At 68.3% G+C, this 24,860-nt stretch carries 24 protein-coding genes; 13 read left to right on the top strand and 11 right to left on the bottom strand.

The annotated features are described in order from the left end of the window. Positions 1–12: 12 nt before the first annotated feature. A complete protein-coding gene (locus tag LRA98_RS01620; RefSeq protein ID WP_238632920.1) occupies positions 13–1,080 on the top strand; it encodes a metal-dependent hydrolase in 1,068 nt (355 codons plus the stop codon). 10 nt (positions 1,081–1,090) lie between these two features. Here the strand turns inward: LRA98_RS01620 and LRA98_RS01615 are convergent, their stop codons facing one another. The 6 genes from LRA98_RS01615 to LRA98_RS01590 all read right to left on the bottom strand — a co-directional run bounded on the left by LRA98_RS01615 (position 1,091) and on the right by LRA98_RS01590 (position 7,853). After that, the gene (locus tag LRA98_RS01615) at positions 1,091–1,972 is read right to left on the bottom strand and encodes a class I SAM-dependent methyltransferase (RefSeq protein WP_238632919.1); all 882 of its coding nucleotides are present in this window, start codon (positions 1,970–1,972) and stop codon (positions 1,091–1,093) included. A gap of 4 nt (positions 1,973–1,976) precedes the next feature. Then, the gene (locus LRA98_RS01610) at positions 1,977–4,184 is read right to left on the bottom strand and encodes a sulfite reductase flavoprotein subunit alpha (RefSeq protein ID WP_238632918.1); all 2,208 of its coding nucleotides are present in this window, start codon (positions 4,182–4,184) and stop codon (positions 1,977–1,979) included. Between the two features lie 74 nt (positions 4,185–4,258). Then, positions 4,259–5,326: a molybdenum ABC transporter ATP-binding protein gene (gene modC / locus LRA98_RS01605; protein ID WP_238632917.1), complete on the bottom strand. Its 1,068-nt coding sequence runs from the start codon at positions 5,324–5,326 to the stop codon at positions 4,259–4,261. After that, entirely contained in the window at positions 5,326–6,015 is a 690-nt protein-coding gene (gene modB, locus LRA98_RS01600) for a molybdate ABC transporter permease subunit (protein WP_201243047.1), read from the bottom strand. Before modB ends, modC begins: the two co-directional genes overlap by 1 nt. 35 nt (positions 6,016–6,050) lie before the next feature. Then, positions 6,051–6,803 (bottom strand): molybdate ABC transporter substrate-binding protein, encoded by a 753-nt coding sequence (gene modA / locus LRA98_RS01595; protein ID WP_238632916.1) that lies wholly within the window; start codon positions 6,801–6,803, stop codon positions 6,051–6,053. A 150-nt stretch (positions 6,804–6,953) separates the two neighbouring features. Then, positions 6,954–7,853: a TIGR01777 family oxidoreductase gene (locus LRA98_RS01590; protein WP_201167847.1), complete on the bottom strand. Its 900-nt coding sequence runs from the start codon at positions 7,851–7,853 to the stop codon at positions 6,954–6,956. Between the two features lie 240 nt (positions 7,854–8,093). Here LRA98_RS01590 and petA point away from each other — a divergent pair, with 240 nt between their 5' ends. Continuing rightward, complete coding sequence (gene petA, locus LRA98_RS01585) at positions 8,094–8,699, top strand: ubiquinol-cytochrome c reductase iron-sulfur subunit (RefSeq protein ID WP_201167844.1); 606 nt, start codon at positions 8,094–8,096, stop codon at positions 8,697–8,699. Positions 8,700–8,840: 141 nt separating this feature from the next. On the opposite strand, the gene LRA98_RS01580 is transcribed toward petA, so the two are convergent. After that, positions 8,841–10,967: a mechanosensitive ion channel domain-containing protein gene (locus LRA98_RS01580; RefSeq protein WP_201167841.1), complete on the bottom strand. Its 2,127-nt coding sequence runs from the start codon at positions 10,965–10,967 to the stop codon at positions 8,841–8,843. A gap of 133 nt (positions 10,968–11,100) precedes the next feature. On the opposite strand from LRA98_RS01580, the gene LRA98_RS01575 reads away from it, so the two are divergent. Next, on the top strand, positions 11,101–11,253 hold the full coding sequence (locus tag LRA98_RS01575; RefSeq protein ID WP_201167838.1) for a hypothetical protein: 153 nt from the start codon (positions 11,101–11,103) through the stop codon (positions 11,251–11,253). Between the two features lie 23 nt (positions 11,254–11,276). Here LRA98_RS01575 and LRA98_RS01570 read toward each other — a convergent pair whose 3' ends face one another. Beyond that, a complete protein-coding gene (locus LRA98_RS01570; RefSeq protein ID WP_238635343.1) occupies positions 11,277–12,908 on the bottom strand; it encodes an AMP-binding protein in 1,632 nt (543 codons plus the stop codon). Positions 12,909–13,108: 200 nt separating this feature from the next. Between LRA98_RS01570 and ilvD the strand changes: the two genes are divergently transcribed. From ilvD to LRA98_RS01555, 3 genes are all read left to right on the top strand, one after another. Further along, complete coding sequence (gene ilvD / locus LRA98_RS01565; protein ID WP_238632915.1) at positions 13,109–14,806, top strand: dihydroxy-acid dehydratase; 1,698 nt, start codon at positions 13,109–13,111, stop codon at positions 14,804–14,806. Positions 14,807–14,884: 78 nt separating this feature from the next. Continuing rightward, on the top strand, positions 14,885–15,322 hold the full coding sequence (locus LRA98_RS01560; protein ID WP_201167831.1) for a CBS domain-containing protein: 438 nt from the start codon (positions 14,885–14,887) through the stop codon (positions 15,320–15,322). Positions 15,323–15,396: 74 nt separating this feature from the next. Further along, positions 15,397–16,236 carry a hypothetical protein gene (locus tag LRA98_RS01555; RefSeq protein WP_201167829.1) on the top strand — a complete coding sequence of 280 codons (840 nt, stop codon included), beginning with the start codon at positions 15,397–15,399 and terminating at the stop codon, positions 16,234–16,236. Between the two features lie 44 nt (positions 16,237–16,280). Here LRA98_RS01555 and LRA98_RS01550 read toward each other — a convergent pair whose 3' ends face one another. Next, the gene (locus tag LRA98_RS01550) at positions 16,281–16,643 is read right to left on the bottom strand and encodes a hypothetical protein (RefSeq protein WP_238632914.1); all 363 of its coding nucleotides are present in this window, start codon (positions 16,641–16,643) and stop codon (positions 16,281–16,283) included. A gap of 166 nt (positions 16,644–16,809) precedes the next feature. Between LRA98_RS01550 and LRA98_RS01545 the strand changes: the two genes are divergently transcribed. Further along, positions 16,810–17,502, top strand: a complete 693-nt coding sequence (locus tag LRA98_RS01545; RefSeq protein ID WP_238632913.1) for a zinc metallopeptidase — start codon at positions 16,810–16,812, stop codon at positions 17,500–17,502. A gap of 116 nt (positions 17,503–17,618) precedes the next feature. Further along, positions 17,619–18,266: a copper chaperone PCu(A)C gene (locus LRA98_RS01540; protein ID WP_201167823.1), complete on the top strand. Its 648-nt coding sequence runs from the start codon at positions 17,619–17,621 to the stop codon at positions 18,264–18,266. 59 nt (positions 18,267–18,325) lie between these two features. On the opposite strand, the gene LRA98_RS01535 is transcribed toward LRA98_RS01540, so the two are convergent. Continuing rightward, the gene (locus tag LRA98_RS01535; protein WP_201167820.1) at positions 18,326–19,135 is read right to left on the bottom strand and encodes a TatD family hydrolase; all 810 of its coding nucleotides are present in this window, start codon (positions 19,133–19,135) and stop codon (positions 18,326–18,328) included. A 142-nt stretch (positions 19,136–19,277) separates the two neighbouring features. Between LRA98_RS01535 and LRA98_RS01530 the strand changes: the two genes are divergently transcribed. From LRA98_RS01530 to LRA98_RS01515, 4 genes are read left to right on the top strand one after another with little or no spacing between them, the layout of a single operon-like run. After that, positions 19,278–19,952, top strand: coding sequence for a haloacid dehalogenase type II (locus LRA98_RS01530; protein WP_238632912.1), 675 nt, complete (start codon positions 19,278–19,280; stop codon positions 19,950–19,952). Positions 19,953–20,000: 48 nt separating this feature from the next. Continuing rightward, on the top strand, positions 20,001–20,372 hold the full coding sequence (locus tag LRA98_RS01525; RefSeq protein ID WP_201167814.1) for a DUF6164 family protein: 372 nt from the start codon (positions 20,001–20,003) through the stop codon (positions 20,370–20,372). 2 nt (positions 20,373–20,374) lie between these two features. Then, complete coding sequence (locus LRA98_RS01520; protein ID WP_238632911.1) at positions 20,375–21,748, top strand: hypothetical protein; 1,374 nt, start codon at positions 20,375–20,377, stop codon at positions 21,746–21,748. A gap of 19 nt (positions 21,749–21,767) precedes the next feature. Further along, on the top strand, positions 21,768–22,241 hold the full coding sequence (locus LRA98_RS01515) for an FKBP-type peptidyl-prolyl cis-trans isomerase (protein WP_201167811.1): 474 nt from the start codon (positions 21,768–21,770) through the stop codon (positions 22,239–22,241). 93 nt (positions 22,242–22,334) lie between these two features. Here LRA98_RS01515 and LRA98_RS01510 read toward each other — a convergent pair whose 3' ends face one another. Then, on the bottom strand, positions 22,335–23,957 hold the full coding sequence (locus tag LRA98_RS01510) for a methyl-accepting chemotaxis protein (protein WP_238632910.1): 1,623 nt from the start codon (positions 23,955–23,957) through the stop codon (positions 22,335–22,337). 278 nt (positions 23,958–24,235) lie between these two features. On the opposite strand from LRA98_RS01510, the gene tssJ reads away from it, so the two are divergent. Beyond that, on the top strand, positions 24,236–24,859 hold the full coding sequence (tssJ, locus tag LRA98_RS01505; protein WP_255772175.1) for a type VI secretion system lipoprotein TssJ: 624 nt from the start codon (positions 24,236–24,238) through the stop codon (positions 24,857–24,859). Position 24,860 lies beyond the last annotated feature (1 nt).

Genomic DNA, 24,860 nt, shown 5'->3' with positions numbered 1-24,860 from the left:
GGGATGGATCCCGTGACGCATGCAGCTAGCGGCGCTTTGATCAACCGGGTGGTGGCGCCGCGATGCTGCGCTGCGCCGCGTTTCTCCCTGCGCGAACGCACCTGGCTTGGCGCTGTTGCGGGTCTGTTCCCGGATGTGGACTGGTTCCTGGGGTTGGTAATCGCCGACTCGCTGGTCTACTACAACCTCCACCGGGGCGAGACCCACTCGCTGCTGATGCTCCCCCTCTGGGCGATCGTGCTGGGCTGGGTGACGGCGCGTCTGTGGCCCGGGCAGCGGGACTGGCGCGATGGTGCGGTTATCTTCGCCTTGGGCATCGGCATCCATATCTTCGGCGACTGGATCACCAACTACGGGACCCAGCTCCTGGCACCCTTTTCGCGGGAGACCTTTGCCTTCCCGGTGACTTTCATCCTGGATCCTTGGGTCACCGGCTCGCTGCTGCTCGGCCTGCTGCTGACCTGGCGCTACGGCGGGCGTTTGTGGGCGGCGGTCGGGCTTGCCGCTGCCGGTGGGGTGATCGCGGTTCAGTCGGTGGCCAAGGTGCACGCGCTCGAATACGCCCGAGAAGAGGCGCGGGAACGGGGCATGCACGGGGCCCGGGTGCACGCCATGGCACAGCCGCTGTCGCCGCTGAACTGGCGGTTGTTCATCGAGGGCGACGACGCCTACTGGTCGGCTCACCTCGGGTTCCGGGCGCAGGAGCGACCGGTGGATGAGGACGCCGGCCTGCTGGCTCGGCACTGGCAGACATTTCGGCCGCCGCATGCGCTGGAGTGGGAGCCTCTGCCGCGTTTCGGCGACGGTGGCTGGCGCGAATTCGCCGAGGTGGCCTGGTGGCGCCCGGAATTTGCCGAGTTCCGGCGCTTCGCCGCGCTGCCGTATCTGCGCAAGGTGGTCGATTACGAGGGCGATGCCTGCGCCATTTTTGCCGACCTGCGCTTTCGGATCGCCCAGGTGCCGCCCCCGTTCCAGTACGCCAGCTGCCGGACGCCGGAGGGGGATTGGTATCGGGCCGATGTGGACTATTGGGAGCGGGCGGTGGAGGAGCTCGAGCCGTTGCTGCGCGAGCGGCGGTAACGCCTCGGGGTCAGCTGCGCACCAGGCGCAGGCAGCGGGCGAATGCCGGGACCGAGAGCGAGTCACGCCGGCCGGCCAGCCAACGTGCCTGGAGTGCCGGGGCATCCAGCTCTTCGGCGATCTGCCAGCCGGCGTCTGTGGCCAGCCGGTGCATGGTCTCCGCCGGCAGCAGGCCGCGCAGTGGTTCCTGCTGCGTGTGCAGTGCCAGCGCTACGCCGTGCAAGAGCATGCGCGGACGCCAGGCCACGTTCTCCGAGGGCAGCCAGTAGTCGGCGATCAATTCGCTACCCGGGGCGGCGACCTCCGCCAGGCCCTGAAGCGTGGTGCCGATGGCCGCCCGGGGCAGGTAGTAGGTGCAGCCCAGCCAATTGGCGAAAAGGGGGGTATCGGGATCGATTCCGGCATCCACGAGGCGCTCAGCCAGGCGATCGCGGGCAAAGTCCACCGCTGCGAAGCGCATCCGGTTGGCCACCTCGGCGGGCAGGAGCGAGCGCTTCCACCACTGCGTGGCGGGCTGGTCCACTTCCAGCAGTTGCGCCTGCGCGAGGATATCCGGGCGGCGGAGGGCGGTGGTGTCCAGCCCGGCGCCGAGTAGCACGATCTGCCGGTGACCTTTCTCCAGGGCGGCGTCCAGGGCGTCCTCGGCGAAGCGCGCCCGCGTGACCGTCTGGCCGCGCAGGGCGGCGAGTTCCGGGTGGGCGCTTTCCAGCGCCCGCCACTGCATGGCCAGCAGCGGGGGGGGTGGCTGGACCAGTCGACGGATCCCGCTGCTGAGTAGGGGGAGGACCGCCCGATCGTCGAAGATCGCCGGGGGATCGTCGAGGCGGGTGTGCCAGACGCGCAGTGCGGCGGCGGTCTCCGCGGTTCGGCTGGTGAAGGGGCGCTGTTCCATGGGGTCAGTCGATCACGTCGAGACGCAGTCGGCCTTCGGTCTGCCAGCGCCGCACCAAGGACTCGGCGGGTTCCCGGCGGTCCGGATCCGCGTACCGGCGCAGCGCTTCGGTCAGCGCTAGCGGCACTGCGGTACCGATGGTGCTGCGCCGTCCGCAGGCGTAAATACGGGCATCCCGGTCAAGTATCCAGTCGACGATTGTCGCTCCCGCCTCGCTGATCCGGTCCTGAACGTAGCCGCCGTCATTGGGATCACGGGAGAACGCCAGATCGAGCCGTGTCAGCACCCCCTGTTCGCGCCATTGAAGCAGGCGCTCGGCGTGAAAGAAATCGCCCTGCCGACGCCGATTGCCGAAGATCAGCCAGATCGGGCCGCGATCGGCCCGGGCGGCGCGCTCGGCGATGAAGCCGATGAACGGCGCAATGCCGCAGCCGGCGGCAATCAGGATCATCGGTTGCTGCGGGTCATCCGGCGGCTGCAGGTGGCGGTGGGTGCGCAGTGAGGCGGTGATCGTGTCGCCGAGCTGTAGGCGCCTCGCCAGGAGGCTGGATGCCTTGCCCGGGCGGACGTGCCCGTCGGCGTCGGTGCGGCTGGTCACGGCGACGGTAAGCTCAAGGCGGTGCGGGTCGTCGAGGGGGGTGCTGCCGATGGAGTAGGGGCGGGCCGGCTCGCCCTCGCCAGGACGCACGAGCAGGAGATCTCCGGGCCGGTAAGCCAGCGGGGTATCGCTCTCCAGGGTCAGCCCCCATACCTCCTGGGTGATCGGATCCTCGGGATCGTTGAGCTGCCGGCGTTCGCGCAGGGTCAGATGGACGGGTTGATCGCTTGGGATTGGCCCGGTCGCGCCGGCCTCCACGCCAAGCAATTCGGCCACTTCGCCGAGCCAGATTCGCCAGGTGGCCTCGGGTGCGCCATCGGCGCGGGCCATGGGCAGTACCTCTTCGGCCCCGGCGCGGCGCAGTCCCGCACGCAGGGTTTCTCCGGCGGCGCAGAAGTGTCGGTAGCTGGAGTCCCCCAGGGCAAGCAGGGCGAACCGCGTGCGGGGCAGCTGCGCACGGTCCAGGGCGGCGACGAAGGCCCGCCCTGGGTCTGGCATGTCACCGTCACCGCAGGTCGAGGCGATGAGTAGCGTGTATCGATAGGCCTCAAGCGCCTTGGGGTCCAAGGCCGACAGCGAAGCCTCTTCGATCCGGGCGCCGCCGAGGCGCAGTGCGCGCGCTGTCTCCCGGGCCAGGTGAGCTGCCGTGCCGGTCTGACTGGCGTGGGCGATGAGCAGGTCGGCTCCGGCATCCCCCCGGCGGCGCCCGCCCAGCCGGCGTCGAGTCCAGAGCCAGATGCCCGTGACAAACAGGAATAGCAGCACCAGCGCCGTCAGGAGATTGATCAGTCCCGACCAAGCGCCCGCCCAGGTGCCCTGGTGCAGCTCGGCGATCAACCCCGGGTAGGCGCCGGCCGGGGTGATCCCCTCGGCAGTGACGATCAGCTGCTGCGGCCCGCCATCACCGTCGGTGGTCACCGCCCAGGCCGCCCGCTCGAAGCGTTCCATGGCCTGGATATGGGAGATCTCCGCGGCCTCGAGCTGTTGTAGGACTGGACCAATCGCCAGGCGGCCGGCGTCCCGGTCGATCGGTGGCAGTCGCGGCGTACCCAGTTCCAGGGCCATCATGCCTGCGGTGACGGATACGAGCAGCAGCAGTGGCAGAGTCAGCCAACCAACCCCCGTGTGCCACTGGGTCAGGGTGTGGCGCAGTCGCGGCCAGGCCAGCCACGGTCCGACGATCAGCACCACCAACAGCGCGTAGCTGGCCAGCTCGACCACCCAGTCCAGATCGAGCAGAAGATCCTTGTGCAGGTGGCGCACGGTCTGGAAGAAGGTGGTGGCGTAGTCGCGCTCGCCGAGGGAACTGCGCTGCTCGAGGTCGAAGGCCTCATGCCAGCGCTCACCCGCGCGACTGAATTCGAGCACGGCGGTGCCGCCGCGCTCGAGCCTCAGCGTGCGGATGCGCTGCTGCGGATCCACCTCGGCAAGGAACGCCTGTAGCTCGGACACCGGGATCGGATCCTCCGCCTCGGGCCCCGAGGCCAGATCCCGGACGACGGGTTCAAGCGCCAGCAGACCGCCGCTGACGATAATCACCAGGAACAGGGGCGCAAGGGCGAGGGTGATCCAGCGGTGCAAGCAAAGCAGCAGCCGTCGAAGGCTGGCGGGCATGGTCGGGCTTCCTGCGGGTGGCGTGGGGCTGAGATCCTGCGCCAAGTATGGTGGTCGACCGGTGCGGTGCAAGTTCAGCGCAGGGCCACCCCTTTGACCATGGCGTGTATGGGCACCCCCGGAGCCAGCCCCAGCTCGGCGGAGGAACGCCGGGTGATGCGGGCGAGCAGCGGCTGGCCCGCCACCTCCAGGCGCACCAGAGCGTGGCTCGGGCTGGGGTCATCGGCGATCGCAGTGATGCGCGCCGGGAGACGGTTGAGCAGACTCACCCCGGTCGGTGGCGTGCGGGCAATGCTGACGTCCCTGGCGTGGACACGCACACGGACCGGCTCGCCAATGGCGGCGTCCAGCCGCGGCAGGTACAGCGGTGCATCACCGGCGTCAAGCTCGGTCAGGTGATCGGCGGGGTGGTGCCGGGCGACGGGCAGCTCCAGGACCGCCGATGCGTGCTCGCTCTGGGCCAGCGGCAGATCGGTCTGCGTCAGCAGCGTCTGGAGCGGGCCTTCGGCACGGACCTCGCCGGATTCGAGTAAAACCATGTGGTCGGCCAGGCGAGCGGCCTCGTCGAGGGCGTGGGTGACGTAGACAATCGGGATGCGCAGGTGGCGGTGCAGGCGCTCGAAGTAGGGCAGGATCTCGGCCCTGGTGGCGGTGTCCAGCGAGGCCAGGGGTTCGTCCATGAGCAGGAGCCTGGGGGCGGCCAGCAGTGCGCGTCCGATGGCGACCCTCTGGCGCTGACCGCCGGATAGCGAACCCGGGGGGCGTTCGAGCAACCCGGCGAGGCCGAGCAGCTCGGTGATCTCGTCGAGGTCGTCCCGGCGGCCGCCGGCGGGTGTCCGCCGTCGCCCGTAGAGCAGGTTGCCGCGCACGTTCAGGTGGGGGAAGAGGCTCGGTTCCTGAAACACGTAGCCGAGCGGTCTGCGGTGAACCGGCAGGAAACTATGTTCGTCTTGCCAGACGCTGCCGTTGACGACCAGGCGGCCACGCCGTACCCGCTCCAGCCCGGCCAGGCAGCGTAGCAGGGTGGTCTTGCCTGACCCCGAGCGGCCGAACAGGGTGGTCACGCCGGTTCCGGGGAGAACCAGATCGGCCTCGAGGCGGAAATCGCCGCGGTCGACCCGGAATGAGGCTTGGATGCCCATCAGGCGACCCCCACGACCTTGAAGCGGCGGTTAAGGAGGTAGACCGCGAGAAGCAGCGAAAAGGCCATCAAAAGCAGGAACAGCGACAGGCCGTGGGCCGCGGCGTAGTCCATGGCCTCGACGTGGTTGTAGATGGCGATCGAGGCCACCTCCGTCTCCCCGGCAATGCTTCCGCCGATCATCAGCAGAACGCCGAACTCGCCTAGGGTGTGCGCGAAGGCGAGCACCGCGGCGGTCAGGAAACCGTTGCGGGCCAGGGGAATGACCACCGTGAAGAAACGATCCAGTGGCGAGGCCCGCAACGTGGCGGCCACCTCCAGGGGGCGCTCACCCATGGCCTGGAAGGCGTTCTGCATGGGCTGTACCGCGAAGGGCAGGGAGTAGATCATCGAGCCGATCACCATGCCGGTGAAGGTGAAGGCCAGGTGGCCGATGCCAAGCTGCTCCAGCAAACCGCCGAGCCAGCCTTCCGGACCAAGGAAGATCAGCAGGTAGAAGCCGATGACCGTCGGAGGCAGGACCAGGGGCATCGCCACCAGCGCCTCGACGACGACGCGGGCGCGGGAGTCGCTGCGCGCCAGCCACCAGGCCAGGGGCAGACAGAGCAGGAGGAGCAGGCCGGTGCTGATGGAGGCCAGTTTCAGGGTCAGCTGCAGGGCGACCCAGTCGGCGTTGCTGATCCAGAGCATGCTTGTCGATCCGTCCCTAAGCGCCGCGCGGTGGGTTATTCCGGCGGCCGGAAACCGTGCTCTTCGAGGATGGTGCGGGCGCCGTCGCTGTCCATGAAAGCCGCGAAGCGCGCCATCGCCTCGTCCCCGGACCCGTGCCGGGTGATGATGTATCCGTGCCTGAGCGGTGCGTGCAGATCCGGATCGATCGGTGTGTATACCCCCTGCTCGTCGACGCTCGGGTGTGTCGCCAGCGAGAGCGGGATCAGGGCAGCCTGCGCGGCACCGCTCTGGGCCTGTTGCAGGGCGCGGGCGACGCTGTTGCCGGTCACCAGTCGATCCGCCACCGCCTCGTGAATGCCCTCAGCCTGCAGTGCCTCCAGCGCGCGCGCGCCGTAGGGGGCGTGTTCAGGGTGGGCGATGGCGATGCGCCGGAATGCCGGTTGCGTCAGCTCTGCCAGCTCCGGGGGTTCGGCCCTGGAGCGGGTCCAGAGGACCAGTTGGCCACTGGCGTAGTGGCGCACCCCGGATGCGGCGTGGCCGGAATCGACGAGTGCTTCCGGGCGCTCCATGTCGGCCGCAAAGAACGCGGCAAAAGGGGCTCCATGGGCGATTTGGGCACGCAGCGACCCGGAGGATCCGTAGGAGACGGCCAATTGATGTTCCGGGTGTTGCTCCTGAAAGCTCGCCACGAGGTCTTCCATGGCGTGACGCAGACTCGATGCAGCGGCGATGCGGGTGGTGTCGGCGATGGCCGCGCAGGCGAAGAGCAGGGCGCTGGCGACACTGGTCAGTGCCAGGGCCGTCATGCCGCGGCTGCGGGGCGCGCGGTTCCGGGGCGACGGGAGCGGCATGCACACCTCGTTGGTCGGGGTTTTCACGGGAGGTCTAGCAAGGAACGGGCCATATCCCCTGCGGCGCCGCGTTTCGCCGGCGCCGCAGGGGGCGGGGTGTGCTCGTCAGCGGCTGCGGAGGATCTCGCTCAGGGCTTCATCCAGGGTCGGATACTCGAAGGTGAAACCGGCCTCCTGAAGGCGTTGGGGGCGCATGCGGGCGCCGGTGAGCAGGATCCGGGACATCTCGCCGAAGGCCAGACGCAGGGCTGGAGCCGGAGCGGGCAGGAAGGCCGGGCGATGCAGGTGGCGCGCCAGTGTCCGGGTGAATTCGGCGTTGGTCACCGGTTCCGGGGCGCCTGCGTTGAACGGGCCTGCGAGTGCTTCCTGATCGAGCAGAAAGAGGATGATGCGCACCAGATCGGTGCGGTGGATCCACGGCATGTACTGCTTGCCGCTGCCCAACGGCCCACCGAGGCCCAGCCGGAAGGGCGTGAGCAGCTTGGCGAGGGTGCCGCCGTCGCGGTCCAGCACCAGTCCGATCCGCATCAGCGCCACGCGGACGCCATGGGATTCGGCCTGCCGTGCCGCCTCTTCCCAGCGGGCGCAGAGCTCGTGAACGAACTCGGGGTTCGGTGGGGTCTCCTCCGTGACCTCTCGGTCGCCCTGATCGCCGTAATACCCCATCGCGGAAGCGGAGATCAGGGTCTTGGGTGGTGTATCGAGCTGGCCGCACAGATCGACCACAGCCTGGGTGGTGTTCAGTCGGGAGTCGAGCAGGCGCTGCTTCTTGGCCTCGGTCCAGCGTCCCTCGGCAATCGACTCGCCAGCGAGGTTGATGATCGCCTCCGGCTGGCTGTCGAGGAAATCGGCCACGTTCGGGCGGATGTCGGTCCGTGCTGGCAGGGCAGCGCGTGCGCGCTCCGGGTTGCGCGAGACGACCAGCAGCTCGTGGCCGCGCTCGTGGAGGCGAGCGCACAACGGCTTGCCGACGAAGCCGCTGCCGCCGGTGATCAGAATTCGCATGACACCCTCCCGTGTGGAAATTCCTGCGTATAGTATTGTCCAGCCTACCGCGACGGTGGAGGCAGGCAAGCCCGGTGGTGCGGTGTTGCAGGCGGTGGCTGCCCCGCGCCAGTGCGTGTGCGGTAAAATGCCGCAGGCTGGTGCAGGGCCGCGCCTTGCATTCCACGCCGCAACCTTTACGTTATGCCGTAACCGGCGATACCGTTGCATGAATGGATTAAGTAGCAACAGGGGGTCTACATGACGAACGAGGCACCGGATGATCTGGATCGTGGGCGACGGCGGTTCCTGACCGGCGCGGCGAGCGTGGTCGGTGGCGTCGGCGTGGTCTTCGCCGCGGTCCCGTTCATCGGCTTTCTCCGCCCCAGCGTGGAGGCGCAGGCGGAGGGTGCGCCCATCGAGGTCGATGTGAGCAAGCTCGAGCCCGGGCAGCGCTTGGAGTTTGAGTGGAAGGGCAGCCCGATCTGGGTGGTCAGCCGTACTCAGGAGCACCTTGAGACGCTGGATAAAATGGTGGACCGCCTGCGCGATCCGGACTCCGAGCGGGATCAGCAGCCGGATTACGCCCGGAACAAGCACCGGTCCGTGGACCCCGAGGTCTTTGTCGTGGTGCCGATCTGCACCCACCTGGGCTGCATCCCCACGTACTACCCCGAGATCGAGCCGATGGACTTCGACGCCGACTGGCTCGGCGGGTTTTTCTGCCCCTGCCACGGCGCGCGCTACGATATGGCTGGCCGGGTGTATCGGGCGCAGCCTGCGCCGAGGAACCTGGAGGTGCCGCCGCACCGGCAGGATGGTGACAAGCTGGTCATTGGCGAGCATCCCGAGGACGCCGACGCGTAGCTCGGTTCTGGCGCGGCGCGCGCTCTTCCGGCTTCGCAGCCGTCCAGGACTGTATAAAAAAACCCGCCCCCGAAGCTCGGGGGCGGGTTTTTTTATGGGTGCGGTATCGGGTGGGGCACCGGCGCCCGGTGCCCCACAGCCCTAGTCGTCCGTGGGGTCGTGGTGGACGCGGTCGCTGGCGGTTGGTGCCGTCGGAGTAGCGCCGGCGGCATGGTTGGGGGACGTTGCCCCCGCGCGCGCAAGGCGCAGGGGCGGGGCCTGCCCCTGGTGGTCCTCCCCGAAATAGAGGGTCCGGTGCGGGAAGGGGATCTCGATGCCGGCGGCATCCAGGCGCTTCTTGACCAGCCCGTTGTAGGCCCGGCCGATGGCCCATTGCATCCCCGGCGCCGTCTTGATGCGCACCCGGATATTGACCGAGCTGTCGCCCAGCGAGACCACCCCGTCTACCGCGAAGTCGCCGTAGAGGGCATTGCGGATGTCGGGATCCGGATGCTGTTTGAGGTCTTCGTAGGCGGCCTCGAGCACCGGGGTGACCTGGTCGACATCCTCTCGGTAGGCCACCCCATAGCTGCCGACGTGGTAGGCGAAGTGGCGGGTGAAGTTCGAGACGCTGTCCACTGAAGAGAACGGGATGAAGTGGTAGGTCCCGAACAGGTCGCGGATGTTCACCGAGCGAATGGTGAGCTTCTCCACCGTGCCTGTGACCCCGCCGGCGGTGACGATATCGCCGACGTCGATGGCGTTCTCGAGCTGGATGAACACGCCGGTGATGATGTCCTGAACCAGCTTCTGCGCGCCAAAGCCGATGGCGAGGCCGAGGACACCGGCACCGGCGATCAGCGGGCCGATGTTAATCCCGATCTCGGCGAGGACGATCATCGTCGTCATGGTGACCAGGACGATGGCGATGGCGTTGCGGAACAGGGTGAGCAGCGTCTGCTCCCGCGCCGAGGGGGTGCCGTGGCCCACGTCCGGATTCAGGCGGTGCTCGATGAAGCTGGCCGCCAGCAGCCAGACCGCCGTGGCGGCGAGCAGGACCAGGGTAACCGAGAGGATCACCCCGAGGGTCTGCAGGCCGCCCTCGGAAGCGAGCCAGCCGGTGAAGTCGAACAGCTGCCAGGCATCGAGCACGGTGGCGATGACCACGATCAGGATGGCGGTCCGTGCGATTTTCAGCACGATGGGCAGGTAGCTATTCAGGCGCTGCTCGAGCAGTGGGAAGTGGCGCCGGTTGCGTTCGCTAAGCCGGATACGCCGGGCCGTGGCCTGGGTCAGGACAATGGCCAGGAAGGCCCCGATGCCGATGGCCAGTGCCGTCTGCAGGGTCGCCTGGGCCATGAAGGCCAGAGCGGCATCCGGCTGGGTGATGGTGACTACGGCGAGCGCGCCGAAGTAAAGGATTACGACCCAGTGCCAGACCCAGGCCAGCGACGAGAGGATGGTCCGGGTGAACAGCACCCTGGACTCGGCGGCGCTGGCCTGGAGCCGCTCGCGCACGTCGTGCCGGTTGCGCAGGGCGATCACCACCGCATAGCCGAAGGCGAGCACCATGACAAGGAGCACCGCCAGCTGTCCCAGCCCCTCGGCAACGGCCATGGTGACGAAGGGACCGATGAACAGCAGGCCGTAACCGATCAGTCCGGACATGCGGGCCAGCCGCTTGCCCCAGTAGGTGGCGTGCTCATCGTCGGTGGCGATCAGCCGCAGGTGGGGGTTGCGCGGTGCGAACAGAATGCGCAGCAGGGCCTTGAAGCCCTCGACCATCAGGAACGCATTCAGGAACAGGGATTCCCGCGCCTCGATGCCGCCCACCTCGCCGACCAGCGAGAGGGCGATGGCGTACCCGGCGATCCAGGCCAGGAAGATGGTCGCCAGGTCGGCCGCGGCGGCGCCGAGCACGCCGACGGTGCGCCGCACCGTGCGCAGGCGCGCGTCGCCGCGCTGGGCCCAGCCCTCGGCGCGGTTGAACACGGGGCGTGCCAGGGGGCGCAGCACGAGGAGCAGGCCGATGGTGACGACAATGATCAGGCCCAGGTCGGCCAGTTCCAGGGCCAGCGCCCAGAGCTGCGGGCCGATGGCCTCGCCCTCGATATCCCGGAACAGTTCCCCGATCTCGCGAAGCTCCTGCCCGATGGTCTGAGCGGCCCCCTGAGTGAGCTCGGCAACGCTGCGTGCCGGAGACTCTGCCGGGGTCTCGGCCAGAAGGCGAGCGGGGAGTAGGGTGGCGAGGGCGCCGATCAGCCAGGCAAGCGGGGTTCGTGTGGACACGCGGGATCTCCTTTTCCGGATGGATGCCGTCAAGCGTAACGGTTGAGCCGTGGCGGTGGCCATGTCCCTGGCCTTCAGGCGGGGGCGCCGATCGATTAAACTTGAACTGGAGTCCGAAAGGGAGGAGACCACCGTGAACTGGCTCAGAGTGGTGCCCTGGGCGTTGCGGGCGGCGCGCCTGGCGCGCAGTGCGGAGCAGGTCCGGCGTGAGCGTGGCGGTCGCCGGGTCAGTGGCTACGATACCGGTAAGGCTGCCGGGCGGGCGCTGCGCCGCGTTTTGAAGTAGCCGGGCCCGTCCCCGTTGGATCATCAGGCGCCGAGCTGACGGCGCAGGATCTTCCCGCTGGGTGTCTTGGGCAGCTCGTCGACGAAGTGGATCTCGCGTGGTGCGACTGCGGCACCGAGGCGTTGTCTTGCGTGGGCGATCAGATCCCGCTGCAGCTGTTCCGGGGCCTCCGGCGGGCGGCGCGGGACGACCCAGGCCGCGACCAGGGCGCCGGCCACCGCATCGGGGACACCACTGACCCCGCATTCGGCCACCTCCGGGTGGTGATTCAGAACGGCCTCGACCTCCGCCGGTCCGACCATGTGACCCGCGGTCTTGATCACGTCGTCGGCGCGGCCGATGAAACGCAGCTCGCCTTGCTCGTCCCACTGGGCGAGATCGCCGGAGCGGTACCAGTTGTCGACGAAGGCATCGCGGTAACGCTCCGGCGCACCGAGATAGGCGCGGAACATCGACGGCCAGCCCCGACGGATGAGGATCTCGCCGGTGGCGCCCGGCTCCGTAACGGGGTTCACCGTCTTACCTTCCACGTTGGCCAGGATCAGTTCGACGCCGGGGACGGGGCGGCCCATGCGGCCGGAGCGCACCGGCGCATTGCCGTACTGGGCCGTCATGATCGCGCCGGTCTCGGACTGCCACCAGGCGTCGCGGGTGGGGAGGCCGAGGCGTTCCTCGGTCCACTCCGTCAGTGCTGGATCGAGCGGTTCGCCGGTGCTGAAGATCCGCTCCAGGCGTGACAGATCATGCCCGGCCAGTGCCTCGGGGCCGGCCCGGCGCAGCATGCGCAGCGCCGTAGGCGCCGTGAACCAGCACTCAATGCCCTCTGCGGCGAGGGTGCCGTACCAACGCCTGGCGTCGAACTCGCCCTCATCCACCACCAGGGTTGCTCCGCAGAGCAGCGGTGCCAGGATGCCGTAGGAGACGCCGGTGACCCACCCCGGGTCGGCGGTGCACCAGTAGCGCTGCCCGGGGGCAAGGCCGAGGACCTCGCGCCCGGTGGCCAGATGCGCCGCTGCCGCCCGGTGGACGTGGAGCACGCCTTTGGGCGGACCGGTGGTGCCGCTGGTGAAGTGGAGCAGCGCCGGGTACTCGGCGCCCGTCGCGATGGGCTGCGGCGCAGCGTCATCGGCGCAGAAAGTCTGCCAGGACTCGGCGCCGGGGGCATCGCCGTCGACGAGTACAATGTGCTCCAGGGCCGGCAGTGCGCCGCGCACCGGGGCGATGCGCTCCTCGAAGAGCTGCCGGGTGGTGACCACGACACGCGCTTCGCCGAGCTCGAGGCGGCGGCGGATGGGGTCGGGACCGTAGACCGAGAACAAAGGCGCGTAGACCGCCCCGTGGCGAAGCGTGCCGAGCGCGGCCAGATAGAGTTCGGGGCGGCGCGGCCCGAGGGTGCAGACCCGCTCGGCAAGGCGCACGCCGCGACGCTCCAGCGCCCGGGCGAAGCGCAGGGCGCCGTCGAGCAGGTCTACGTAGTTGTAGACCCGCCGCTCGCCCTCAGCGCCGCGCCAGATCAGAGCTTCCTGATCGCCGCGGCCGGCGGTGATATTCCGTTCCAGGCACTGGTACGCCAGGTTCAGGCCGCCGTCATCCTGGGCGCCCAGCCACTCCCGTTCTACGCTCTCCCAAGAGAATGAGGCCCCTTCTGCGCCCATCGGCGGTCCATTATCCCGACTGTTGACCATCCCGCTATCCTGAGTCCGCCTTCTGTTGCAGCGCAAGGGGGCGGGGCGGCCTTTGTGTCGCTCAGGCCGCGAAGCGGTGGCGTTCAGGGGAGGTGGTACTCCCGCGACGCCCCCCTTCTTAGGTACCCTATGCAGATTGCCTGCAACCGTTTATGACAGAGGAGTCATCCATGGCGGATAACCGTCGCAGCCGAGTGATCACCCAAGGTGTGGCCCGAACCCCGAACCGCGCGATGTTGCGGGCCGTCGGCTTCCGGGATGAGGACTTCGAGAAGCCGATCATCGGGGTCGGCAACGCACACAGCACGATCACCCCCTGCAACGTCGGGATTGGCGCCATGGCGCGGCGCGCCGAGGAGGCGCTGCGCGAGGTGGGGGCGATGCCGATGAAATTCGGCACCATCACGGTCTCCGACGGCATCACCATGGGCACCGAGGGTATGAAGTACTCCCTCGTCTCCCGCGAGGTGATCGCCGACTCCATCGAGACGGTCGGGGGCGGCCAGCAGATGGACGGGATGCTGGCCACCGGTGGCTGCGACAAGAACATGCCGGGCGCCATGATCGCCCTGGCCCGGCTCGATATCCCCGGCATCTTCGTCTACGGCGGCACCATCAAGCCCGGACACTACAAGGGCGAGGACCTGACCGTGGTCAGCGCCTTCGAGGCAGTAGGGCAGTACAACGCTGGCAATCTCTCCGAGGAGGATCTCAGGGGCGTGGAGGAGAACGCCTGCCCCGGAGCCGGCTCCTGTGGCGGCATGTTCACGGCGAATACCATGTCCAGCGCCTTCGAGGCCATGGGCATGAGCCTGATGGGTTCCTCGACCGTCTCCGCGGAAGATGACGAGGCCCGGGATGTGGCCGCCGAGGCGGCGCGGGTGCTCATGGACGCGGTCCACCACGATCGGCGGCCATCCTCCATCCTGACACGAGAGGCGTTCGAGAACGCGTTCGCCGTGGTCATGGCCCTGGGCGGGTCGACCAATGCCGTGCTCCATCTGCTGGCCATCGCCAATACCGCCGAGGTCCCGTTCGACCTCGACGATGTCGAGCGGATTCGCCGCAAGGTGCCAGTGCTCTGCGATCTCAAGCCTTCCGGTCGTTTCGTGACCAGCCAGTTCCACGAGGTGGGAGGTACGCCGCAGGTGATGCGCATCCTGCTCGAGCAGGGGCTGCTCCACGGCGGTTGCAGGACCATAACCGGGCAGACCATCGAGGAGCTGATCGGCCACCTGCCGCCGGAGCCGCCGGCGGATCAGGAGATCATCATGCCCTTCGATCGGCCGCTTTACCCGGAGGGCCACTTGGCGATCCTGCGCGGCAACCTGGCCGAGGAGGGGGCTGTGGCCAAGGTCAGCGGCATCAAGCAGCGCCGCATCAGCGGCCCGGCCCGGGTGTTCGACTCCGAGGAGGAGTGTCTGGAGGCGATCCTGGCCGACCGTGTGCAGGCCGGTGATGTGGTCATCGTCCGCTACGAGGGGCCCAAGGGCGGTCCGGGCATGCGCGAGATGCTGGCGCCCACCTCGGCGATCATCGGCAAGGGCCTCGGCGACGCCGTGGGCCTCATCACCGACGGCCGCTTCTCCGGGGGCACCTACGGCATGGTGGTCGGCCATGTGGCGCCGGAGGCCTACGACGGCGGCACCATTGCACTGGTTGCCGAGGGCGATACGGTGACCATCGACGCCGATCAGAACCTGCTGCAGGTCGAGGTGGACGAGGTGGAACTGGAGCGCCGCCGCAGCCAGTGGCAGGTGCCCCGGCCGCGCTACCGCCGCGGGGTGCTGGGCAAGTACGCGCGCCTGGCGGCCTCGGCCAGTCGCGGCGCAGTGACCGACGCCGATCTCTTCCCCGATCAGGACTAGGCGGGGCGAGGCACCGAAGCACAGCGGTGCCGTCGGCGACGGCACCAGCTACAGCCACGCGTACCCAGGAGGGAAGCGATGAAGCTCCCCGAGATTATGACGGACAAGCTGGTCACCGGGCATCCCGATGAGGGGGTGCGGGAGGCCTTCTTCAAGATGCGCTACAACCATATCCGCCATCTGCCCGTAGTGGATGAGGATATGGGGCTGCTCGGCATCGTGACCGACCGCGATCTGCGGCGGCCGGACTGGGTGGATGAGGCGCCGGATCTTGCCCATGTCTACTACCTGGACGACAACATGGCGCTCAAGAACGTCATGACCCGCAACCCGGTCGTTGTCCACACCTACGATCCGGTTCAGCGGGCGGCCCAGCTCATGCGAGAGAACCGTTTCGGTGCGCTGCCGGTGCTCAACAAGGAGCAGCGGCTGGTGGGCATGGTCTCCGCCGTGGATATGCTCCAAATCCTTGAGGAGCTGCTCGACAAGTTCGGCTCGCCGGAGGGTGTGGGCTGAACCGCCGCGCTGCTTCCGCAGGGTTGCGGCGGGGCTGCCGCCGGGCGACGGGGTCGTGACGGGGAGGGGGGTGCTTGTCTGCGCTTGGACCGCGTCCCACTGAGCCCGAGGCCTGGCAGAGCTGGCTGCGGGAGGCCTTCGGGCTGCTCATGCGCCGTCCGCTGGCCTTCCTTGCCTACACCGCCGGTGTCGCAGGAGCCCTGCTGATTGCCCACTCGGTGGCCTGGGCGCCCCTGCGCGGGATGGTCACACTGCTGGTGGTCGTCCTGGCCCTGGTGCTGTTCGTGCGGTTGGCCCTGGTGGCCGACTACAACCGGGATCCCCGCCCCCTCTATGTCCTGCCGGGCAATCTCGACGGCGCTGTGGCGCTGACGGTGGGGGCGGCTCTGTTCGCCGCCTACGGCGCACTGGGGCCATTGTTGTTCTGGCCGCTGGCCGACTCCCTCGAGGCGGTTCTGATCGGGTTCGGGCTCTACGAGGAGCGCTTGGCCTCGGGAGCACCGGCGCCCCCGCCCCAGGAGGCCTATGTCATTGGTCCGGTGTTTGTCGCGGGCGGCGTCTGGGCCCTGGCGCTGCTGGGTGCGCTGGCGGGGCTGCTGGCCTTCGGGCAGTGGTTTCTGTTGCCCATGGTGGCCCTGCACGGAGCGCATCCCGGCATGGCCATGTGGATGAGCGTCCGCGCCTACGCCGGCAACCCCGTGCCTTTAACTGGCATGCTCGGGCTGTTGCTCGGCGCTGTGGGCGTGGCGGTGCTCACCGCCGGCTGGCTGGGGATCCTGCTGCTGCCGCTGTTCGGGGCCGTCCTCTACACTTCGTACCGCGACGTCTTTCTATCCCGTTCCCACAACCATCCGCCAGGCGTGCCGGTGCTCACCGAGGCCGAACTCCTCGATCAGGGCGACGACGGCGACTGACTGCCGGCGGCCCGTCCAGGGCCGTGACGGTGCGCGCCCTGCGGTCACTCGTTGACCGCCGTGCGCTGCGAGTCCTCGTGGAGTCGGGCGCGGTGCAGGCAGCCGATCATGTCGCCGATCGCTGCGGCGGCATCGGCCCAGACGGCGTCGCCGTCGGCGTTCGCCATCTCCAGGTAGCGTTCCCGTTCGGCGTCCAGGATGGCTTCGAGCCGGTCGGCCGGGAACGGGCGGACGTGCTCAGGGTCGGCCGATTCCGGGCGACCGGGCAGCAGGGCGTAGAACCAGCCCGTCTGCTCGCCGTTGTCACGGTGTGGGGGGACCAGGCCGTGGGCGATGAATCCGCCCGCGACGGTGGTGGCCTGGCCGTTGCGTTCCGCGTATTGCGGGCTGACCAGTGCGGTAAACATGGCCGTATGACTCCCGGGCGTGATCACGCCCTGTATGGCTAAGCAAAGGAAAGCTTATGCTGTCCTGCAACAAATTTTACTACCAGTTACCTGACATGTGAACCGTTCATCATGTGTGTCAAGGACGGTACATGCGCCGTGGCCGTCACCACGGCACAATGGGGTAATGATCTGGGTCCTTGTAATGCTCCTGCTGCTTGGCGCGCTCTACGGCCCCGGCCTGTGGGTTCAGCGCGTCATGCGGCGGTACGCCGAGCCAGCCGATCGTTACGCAGTCAGCGGGGGAGGGCTGGCCCGCGAGCTGCTCGACGGCTGTGGTCTGAGTCGCGTCCGGGTCGAGCGCACCCAGCAGGGTGACCACTACGATCCCGCCGCCGCCGCGGTGCGGCTCTCGCCGGAGCACTACGACCGCCGCTCGCTGGCGGCGCTCACGGTTGCTGCCCATGAGGTTGGGCATGCACTCCAGCACGCTGCCGGCTACGCGCCCTTCGTCTGGCGCCAGCGGCTGGTCCGTGCCACCGGCCGGGCACAGCAGCTCGGTGCGATCCTGCTGCTTGCTGCCCCGGTGGTTGCCGGTGTGCTGCGGGTGCCCGGGGTGGCCCTGCTGTTTGCGGTCGGTGGCCTGCTCAGCCTGGGATCGGGGGTCGTGGTGCACCTGGTCACCCTGCCCACCGAAGTCGATGCCAGCTTCCGCCGTGCCCTGCCGTTGTTGCATCGCAGTGGCTATCTCTATCCGGACGTCGATCCACCCCACGCGCGCCGGATCCTCAGTGCCGCTGCGCTGACCTACGTGGCGCAGTCGCTGGCGTCACTGCTCAATTTCTGGACCTGGCTGCGGGTGCTGCGGCCAGGCCCGTGACGCCTGCGCGCCCGGGTGCCGGATGCACCGTTGGGGGTGCGGGGCCGGCTGGCTGTTCAAGGGCGTGGGGCGCGGGCCGATAGCCTGCGTAGCGAGGGAGGCGGTTGGATATGGGCATGACGCAACGACACTGGATCTGGGTGGCCAGCGCTGTGCTGGTGGTGGGCTCGCTGGGCAAAGCGCCGGCTCAGGACGAAGCCGGACCGCGGGATGGCGTCCGGCTGCCGGTATTGGGGCCTGATCGAGAGGCCATTGATCTGTTGCGCACGCGGCCCGAAGAGGTCGAGCGTCGCCTGCGCGAGCGCGAACCGCCGGGTCCCGAGCTGGCCGCACGGTCCCCGCTTCCGGTCCCCGAGTTGCCCGTGCCCGAAGAGCCGCAACCCGATGCGGCTGCGGAGGTGGTCGATGTCGACCGGATCCGGGTTTCGGCCGCCGCTGCCGGCGAGGGCGTGGTCCAGGGCGAGGCGGCGTTGCGGAATACCGCGGAGCAGTCCCACCGGCTGGTACGAGTGCTGACCACGGCGGCTGAGGAGGCCATGCTCCATACGGTGGAGCATCGCGGCGGCGTGCGGCAGGTTCAGCGCTTGGACGGCCTGCTGTTGCCCCCGGAAGAAGAGGTCGAACTGCGCCCCGGAGGGCCGCGGCTGCTGTTGGTCGATCTGCGCCGTCCGCTTGCCGAGGGGGAAGCCATCACCCTCGATTTCTACTTCGGGGACGGTAGCCGCAAGCGGGTGGAGGCCCCTGTGCGGCGTCCGATGCCCTGAGCGGCCCAAGCTAGGGGTGGCCCAAGGTGCTGCCCGCCGGCGGAATGTAACCGGCCGGGCTAGGGGGCGGCGACCCGGAAGAAGCGGCGCGCCACCTGGCTCGAGGTCTCCGCCAGTTCGGCGACGTCACGGCCTGCATGGTGGGCCACCGCGCGTCCGATGTGCGGCATGAGGCAGGGCTCGTTGCGCCGGTTCTTGACCGGCAGGCCCACTTGCTCGGGGTTGACGTCGCGGGGCAGCAGGTAAGGGCAGTCCGTCTCGACCATCAGCCGCTCCGGGGGGATGACGCGAACCGCATCGCGCACCGCCTGGCCGCGGCGTTCATCGCAGATCCAGCCGGTGACGCCGATGTGCAGGTCCAGATCCAGATACGCCTGCGCCACCTCGGGGCCCTCGGTGAAGCAGTGGGCTACGCCGTCGACCAGGTGGTCGCGGTAGGCCCGGATGATCTCGCTGAAGCGCTGGTGGGCATCACGCTGGTGCAGGAATACCGGCAGCTGCAGCTCCGCGGCCAGTTCCAGGTGGCGCTCGAAGACGCGCTGCTGAACCTCCGGCGGGGAGTGGTTACGGTAGAAATCGAGACCGGTCTCGCCGATGGCGACCACCTCCGGCCGCGCGGCCAGCTCGCGCAGGACCGATTCGGAGTCGCTGGAGAAGGTCTTCGCCATGTGCGGGTGGAAACCAGCCGTAGCGAAAAGTCGCCCCGGATGATCCGCCGCGAGGGCCTGGGCCTTGATCGACTCGCCCTCGTCGGTGCCGGTCACAAAGAGCTGGCTGACTCCAGCGGCGTCGGCCCGCTCGAGGACCTGGTGGAGATCCTTGCGAAAGGTGTGGTGCGTCAGGTTGGCGCCGATGTCGATCCATTCCATAGCCGCGCAATTGTACGGTCGGGTGGCCGCCGAGGCCACCCCGGCATGCGCGCAAAGCGCCGGCCAGGAGTGCTAAGGTGCTGCGGACGACCACCGCGGCTCCGCCGGAGCCGGCGCACCGGGAGAGGATCCAGGCAGAAAAATGGCAACGACGCTGGCCTTCGATGTCTACGGCACCCTGATCGATACCCACGGCGTGACCGAGGCGCTGCGCCCGCATCTCGGGGATCGGGCGCTGGCCTTCGCGCGCGGCTGGCGGGAGCGTCAGTTGGAGTACGCCTATCGGCGCACGGTCATGGGCCAGTATGCGGATTTCTCGGTGTGCATCGCGGACGCCCTGGACCATACGGCACGCTCGTTCGGTCTGAGCCTGAGTAGCGGCGAGCGTGATGTCCTGCTCGGCAGCTATCAGCGCTTGCCGGCCTACCAGGAGGCCGAGCTGGCTCTGCGCGAACTCCACGAGGCCGGCTACACCGGCTACGCCTTTTCCAACGGGAGCCGTGAGACGGTCAGCAAACTGCTCGGGGACAACGCCCTGCGCACCTACATCGAAGATATCGTCAGCGTCGAGGTCGTGGAGGCGTTCAAGCCCAGCCCCCGGGCCTACGACGCGTTCCTCGCCGAGGCGGGCAGCCGGGCCGAAGAGACCTGGCTGGTCTCGGGCAATCCGTTCGACGTCATCGGAGCCCGTTCCAGTGGCTGGAACGCGATCTGGGTGCGGCGTCTGCCTGGGGCGGTTTTCGATCCCTGGGGCCCGGAACCGAATGCAACCGTGGCATCGCTATGCGACATCCGGCGTGTTCTGCCGCCGGCCTGACCCCCGGCCGCTTGCCCGGCGCTACCGGCTGACGGAGAATCAGGGGCCATGGCAAAGTTGCTGCTCAACCTGCGTGGTGTGCCCGAGGATGAGGCCGATGAGGTGCGCGGTCTGCTCGAGCAGTACCACCTGGACTACTACGAGACCCCGCCCAACCGCTGGGGTATCACCCAGGGAGGCATCTGGCTGCGCGATGCCGAGCAGTACCCGCAGGCCAAGCGTCTGCTCGACGAGTACCAGCGGCGCCGTTTCGAGCGGGTGCGTGGCGAGCACGAGGCGATGCGCCGGCGAGGGGAGCTGGAGACCGTTACACAGCGCATCCTGCGCGAGCCGCTGCGCTTTCTGATCTATTTCCTGCTCATGGCGGTGATCCTCGCCTTCATGACGATCCCCTTCCTACATCTGGCGTTGAGTGGGTGACCATGCGAACAGCCCCCAGAAATCTATTCGTTGCGGCTGCCCTGACGCTCTCGGCCGTCACCACGGCCGGAGCCGGCGAACAGGCGGTCGATTCTCCGGAGACGCTGGCGGAGCACCTGGCGGTCATGAACGCGCTCACCGTCAAGGGGCGCACCATGCGCGACAGCGAGATGGGCCACCCGGCGTATGACGATACGCTCAGCGGCAGCCCCATGGGCGCCGTTGGCGAACGCTGGCTGGCCCTGCTCGAGGCGCTGGACACCTCCTATCGTGAAGGTGCGGAAGAAGGGCTGCGGGGCGCCGAGCCGCGGCATTACGCTGATGCCACTTACCTTTACCACATGCACCACAGCGCCGGTCGTTTCGAAGAGCACGGACTGTTCGACCCGATCACCCACGCTCCGTCAGCGCTCCTGGTCGATAACGGACGCTTCGTTATGGAGTCGCTCCAGGAGGGCGGGCGGTTCCACACCGATGCCGGGCAAGGGACATGGACCCCGCAGAGCATGGCCTACGGTCTGGACGCCTTCCACGGGGTGGCCTACGCCTGGGTGCGCTGGAAGAAGCCCGGCGGAGCGGACGACATGGGGCTGCTCAGCGCCGAGCAGATGCGGGAGTGGTTCGGGCATGAGGTTCCCGAGGCGCTGATGGTAGCCCGTGACGCCGCGCAGGTCCTCGACGAGGCCTGGGATACCGGAGCGGGTACCTACGATCTGGGCGACGGGCCGGTTTGGGAGCTCGATGCCCTGGGGTCGTTGATCCGGGGCCATAAAGGACTCTACGAGCTACTGTACGTCTTTGGGGATGAAGAGGATCAGCGGCAGGCCGAGCGCTTGTTCGAACGCGCCGCGCGCCTGGTTGAGGCCGTGCTGGGCGAGGACGGGGTGGCCGAGCCCTGGGGGCTGCCGGCGCGGGTGCGCTTCGAGGATGGTCACGCGCTGGCGGACAGCGACCGTGTCGACGTCCAGGCGCAGTGGCGCTGGGTGCACCATCTTACCGGGGGGTTCGCGCTACTGCGCGAGAACGAGGGCACCAGCCGCTTCCTCGAGCGCCGGCGCCCCGGGTTGAGCGAGGAGATCGGTGCGGCCATTGACCGGCTCATTGAGGGCGCGCTGGTCCATCAGCTGATTGACGGTCGCGTCGTCGCCAGCCTCGATTACACCAGTGGCGAGGTGCGTGATCGTGACGCATCCGTGGAAACGCGTGCGGCTCTGGTCATGGGTCTGGGGAACGGCTACGCTGCCGGGGAGAGCTTTCCCGGGCCCGGGGACTGGGAAGAAGCGGATGCGCAGGCCGAAGAGCGGACCCGCGCCGTGTACGACGTCATCCTTGGGCATGGGCGGGGGCTCTCTGGTAGCATGACTGAGACACGATGACGCGCGAGAGTACTTAACGATGCAGGTAGCTAGTGAAAAGGTCGTCACTTTCGATTTCACCCTGACCGGGAGTCAGGGCGAGGTGATCGACCAGTCCCAGGGTGGCCATTTCGCCTACCTCCACGGGAGTCAGAACATCATTCCCGGGCTGGAGAAGGCACTGGATGGCAAGGCGCCCGGCGACGAGCTGAACGTCACCCTGGAGCCGGCCGAGGCCTACGGCGAGCGTGACGAGCGACTGATGCAGAGTGTCCCGAAGGAGGCGTTCCCCGAGGGGGCCGAGATCAACGTCGGCGAGCGTTTCCAGGCTCAGGGGCCGGACGGCAGCCCCATCCCGATTACCGTGGCCGAGGTCGGTGAGCAGGAAGTCACCGTGGATGCGAACCACCCGCTGGCCGGTGAGACCCTGAACTTCGACGTCAAGATCGTCGATGTCCGGGATGCCACCGATCAGGAGCTGGAGCACGGGCATCCGCATAACGACGCCGCGTAACCGCACCGGCCCGGACAAGGCCGGTACGTAAAAAGGGCCGGTCCCGCTGCGCGGGGCCGGCCCTTTTTAATTGCGGACGGTGGCTGTGCCGGTTCAGACCCGGAACCGTCCGACCTGGTCGCGCAGGTCCTCGGCCAGCTGGGAAAGGCGCTGTGAGACCTGACCGGTATCCTGCACGGAACTGCGCGTTTGCTCGGCGGTATCGCTGATCAGCGTCAGGTTGCGGTTGACCTCTTCGGCAACCTGGGATTGCTGTTCCACCGCGCTGGCGACCTGGCTCGTCATGTCCTCGATCCGGGCAACCACCCGGGTGATCTCCTCGAGGGTGCTGCCGGCAGCGGAGGCCTCCTCAACGGTGTTTTCGGCCTGCTCGCGGTTGCGCTCCATGGCCTGCACCGCTTCCTGGGTGCCGTTCTGGATGCCCTCGACCATCTCCTGGATGTCTCCGATGGAGTCTTGGGTCTTCTGCGCCAGCTTGCGTACCTCCTCGGCGACCACGGTGAAGCCGCGTCCGCTCTCGCCGGCACGTGCCGCCTCGATGGCCGCGTTGAGGGCGAGCAGGTTGGTCTGATCGGCGATGCCGCGGATGACCTCCAGGACTTGGCCGATGCGGGCGCTCTGCTCGTCGAGGGCGCGGATGGCATCGGCGGATTCACGGACATTGCCCGCCAGCCCACGAATGGCCTCGATGGTGCGGCCGGCCCCTTCCTGACCGTGTCGTGACTGCTGGCTCGCATCCCCTGCCGCGGTGGCCGTGTCTTGGGTGTTGCGGGCGATCTCGTTGATCGAGGCACTCATCTGGTTCATCGCCGTGGCTACCTCGGAGGTGCGCTCCTGCTGGTTCTGCACCCCTTGCTGGTCCTCGTCGGCGCTGCGCTGGAGCTGCTCCGTGGCCGAGGCCATCTGTGCGGCAGAGTCCTGAACGACGCGGACCATCTCCTGGATCTTGTCGACGAAGCGGTTGTAAGCGGCACCCAGCTCGGCGATCTCGTCGCGGCCATGGGTGTCGAGCCGCCGGGTGAGGTCGCCGTCGCCGGCCGCGATGTCCTCGAGGCCATTCACGGCGGCGCGCAGGCGGGCGGTGAGGTGGCGTGAAACCGCCGCGGCCAGGCCGATGGCGACGAGCAGGGTCACCGCCAGACTGCCCGCCGTGACCCGTGCGGCCTGTGCCTGCTGTGCCTCGGCCTGCTCGATGTGCCGGTCGCGCTCGGCCTCGAGGATATCGCGCAACTCGCCGAGCTGGTTCTGGAAGTTCTCGCGCACGGATCGGGCCTGTCCGTGGTAGAAGGCCTCGGCCTCATCAAAGCGGCCCGCCTCCTGCAGCTCGACGATCCGCTCACCGGCCTCGTGGAGCGCGATGTGTGGTTCCTCCAGGGCATCGACGGCCTGGCGCAGCTCTTCGCTGGCCGACTTGTAATGCTCCGAATCCTGATAGTCGTAGAACCACTGGCCGAAGGCGCAGGAGGTGAAATCGAGCTCCCCAGAGAAGGTCTCTTCGAGCAGGAGGCTGTCCGCCATGTCGTTGGTCCAACCCAGGTGGTCGACCTCGCGTTCAACGAGCATGGCTGACTGCTCCATGTACGCCATGGCTGCTCGGCTCTCGGTGGCTGTGTTCTGTAGGGCCGAGTGGGCAAGCAGGCCACTGACGGCCATGAGGATCACGATCAGGCCGAAGGAAAAACCGAGTTTGTAGCGCACGGGCCAGCTAGCGAGCATTGGATAGATCCTCTCCTTGCCGTGGGTGCCTCCTGCGCGAGCAGCGGCCGCCGGGTACATTACCACGCGAGCCGGAGCCGATCAGGGAGGTCCCGGATCATGCGCCAATGTGCCACGTTGTGATGCCGAGCGCCGCCAGTTTCCCCCTGCCGCGAGGGGTTGCGGGAGGGCGCTCGAATCTGGCGTAGTACAGGTGTCCGTAACGCCTCAGGGAAGAGGCGCGGGTGGGGTTGGTCGATGACGGCCTCCCAAGAAACCTCAGGGACGAGGGTAGAACCATGGATTCTAAGCGCAGGGATTCGGCCCGGGGGCGGGCCCCCGGGCGCACGGCCGGTTGGTCCGCCGTGCCCACATCGTTCCCGCTGATACCTCCTGAAACCACGCGCGCCCTGTATCTAGGGGCCCTGCTGATCACGCTCGTCGGCCTCATCGCCGGGTGCGCACCCCGGGTCGAGCTCGACATGACTGCCGGGCCCCGGCTCAATCCCGGGCCGGGGGGGGAGCCGCTCCCGGTACTTCTGCGGGTCTATCAGCTCGATGACCGGACTGCTTTCGAGGAGGCCGAGCGGCCGGCGCTGGCCCGGGACGACGCGGCCGTGCTGGATGGCTGGCTACAGCGGCGCGAGCTGATCCTGCAGCCCGGTCAGCGCCAGGAAGTGCAGCTGGAGATGGATGACGAAGCCAGTTACCTGGCGCTGGCTGTCTTCTTCCTGGACGTTGAGGCCGAGCGCTGGCGCCTGCTGGAGCCGCTCCCGGACTCCTTCCTCGGGCTGCGTCCCGGTCAGCGGCTCACGCTCGCGCTGGACGGCGGTGCGCTCTGGGTGGGGCGCGACGCCGAGCGCAAACGGGCCGCCTGGCCGCGAGACGAGGCCACCGGGCAGCGGCGGTCGGCGGGGCGCTGAG

It is taken from the genome of Halorhodospira sp. M38 (genome assembly GCF_022227985.1).
GTDB lineage: Bacteria > Pseudomonadota > Gammaproteobacteria > Nitrococcales > Halorhodospiraceae > Halorhodospira > Halorhodospira halophila_A.
The sequence above is the reverse complement of the archived record's forward strand: the minus strand, read 5'-3'. Positions and strand labels throughout refer to the sequence as shown.

Coding starts and splice junctions, on each gene's coding strand:
- LRA98_RS01615 (WP_238632919.1), bottom strand. CDS start 1,972: ATGGAACAGCGCCCCTTCACCAGCCGAACCGCGGAGACCGCCGCCGCA.
- LRA98_RS01610 (WP_238632918.1), bottom strand. CDS start 4,184: ATGCCCGCCAGCCTTCGACGGCTGCTGCTTTGCTTGCACCGCTGGATC.
- modC (WP_238632917.1), bottom strand. CDS start 5,326: ATGGGCATCCAAGCCTCATTCCGGGTCGACCGCGGCGATTTCCGCCTC.
- modB (WP_201243047.1), bottom strand. CDS start 6,015: ATGCTCTGGATCAGCAACGCCGACTGGGTCGCCCTGCAGCTGACCCTG.
- modA (WP_238632916.1), bottom strand. CDS start 6,803: ATGACGGCCCTGGCACTGACCAGTGTCGCCAGCGCCCTGCTCTTCGCC.
- LRA98_RS01590 (WP_201167847.1), bottom strand. CDS start 7,853: ATGCGAATTCTGATCACCGGCGGCAGCGGCTTCGTCGGCAAGCCGTTG.
- petA (WP_201167844.1), top strand. CDS start 8,094: ATGACGAACGAGGCACCGGATGATCTGGATCGTGGGCGACGGCGGTTC.
- LRA98_RS01570 (WP_238635343.1), bottom strand. CDS start 12,908: ATGGGCGCAGAAGGGGCCTCATTCTCTTGGGAGAGCGTAGAACGGGAG.
- ilvD (WP_238632915.1), top strand. CDS start 13,109: ATGGCGGATAACCGTCGCAGCCGAGTGATCACCCAAGGTGTGGCCCGA.
- LRA98_RS01560 (WP_201167831.1), top strand. CDS start 14,885: ATGAAGCTCCCCGAGATTATGACGGACAAGCTGGTCACCGGGCATCCC.
- LRA98_RS01550 (WP_238632914.1), bottom strand. CDS start 16,643: ATGTTTACCGCACTGGTCAGCCCGCAATACGCGGAACGCAACGGCCAG.
- LRA98_RS01545 (WP_238632913.1), top strand. CDS start 16,810: ATGATCTGGGTCCTTGTAATGCTCCTGCTGCTTGGCGCGCTCTACGGC.
- LRA98_RS01540 (WP_201167823.1), top strand. CDS start 17,619: ATGACGCAACGACACTGGATCTGGGTGGCCAGCGCTGTGCTGGTGGTG.
- LRA98_RS01535 (WP_201167820.1), bottom strand. CDS start 19,135: ATGGAATGGATCGACATCGGCGCCAACCTGACGCACCACACCTTTCGC.
- LRA98_RS01530 (WP_238632912.1), top strand. CDS start 19,278: ATGGCAACGACGCTGGCCTTCGATGTCTACGGCACCCTGATCGATACC.
- LRA98_RS01525 (WP_201167814.1), top strand. CDS start 20,001: ATGGCAAAGTTGCTGCTCAACCTGCGTGGTGTGCCCGAGGATGAGGCC.
- LRA98_RS01520 (WP_238632911.1), top strand. CDS start 20,375: ATGCGAACAGCCCCCAGAAATCTATTCGTTGCGGCTGCCCTGACGCTC.
- LRA98_RS01515 (WP_201167811.1), top strand. CDS start 21,768: ATGCAGGTAGCTAGTGAAAAGGTCGTCACTTTCGATTTCACCCTGACC.
- LRA98_RS01510 (WP_238632910.1), bottom strand. CDS start 23,957: ATGCTCGCTAGCTGGCCCGTGCGCTACAAACTCGGTTTTTCCTTCGGC.
- tssJ (WP_255772175.1), top strand. CDS start 24,236: ATGGATTCTAAGCGCAGGGATTCGGCCCGGGGGCGGGCCCCCGGGCGC.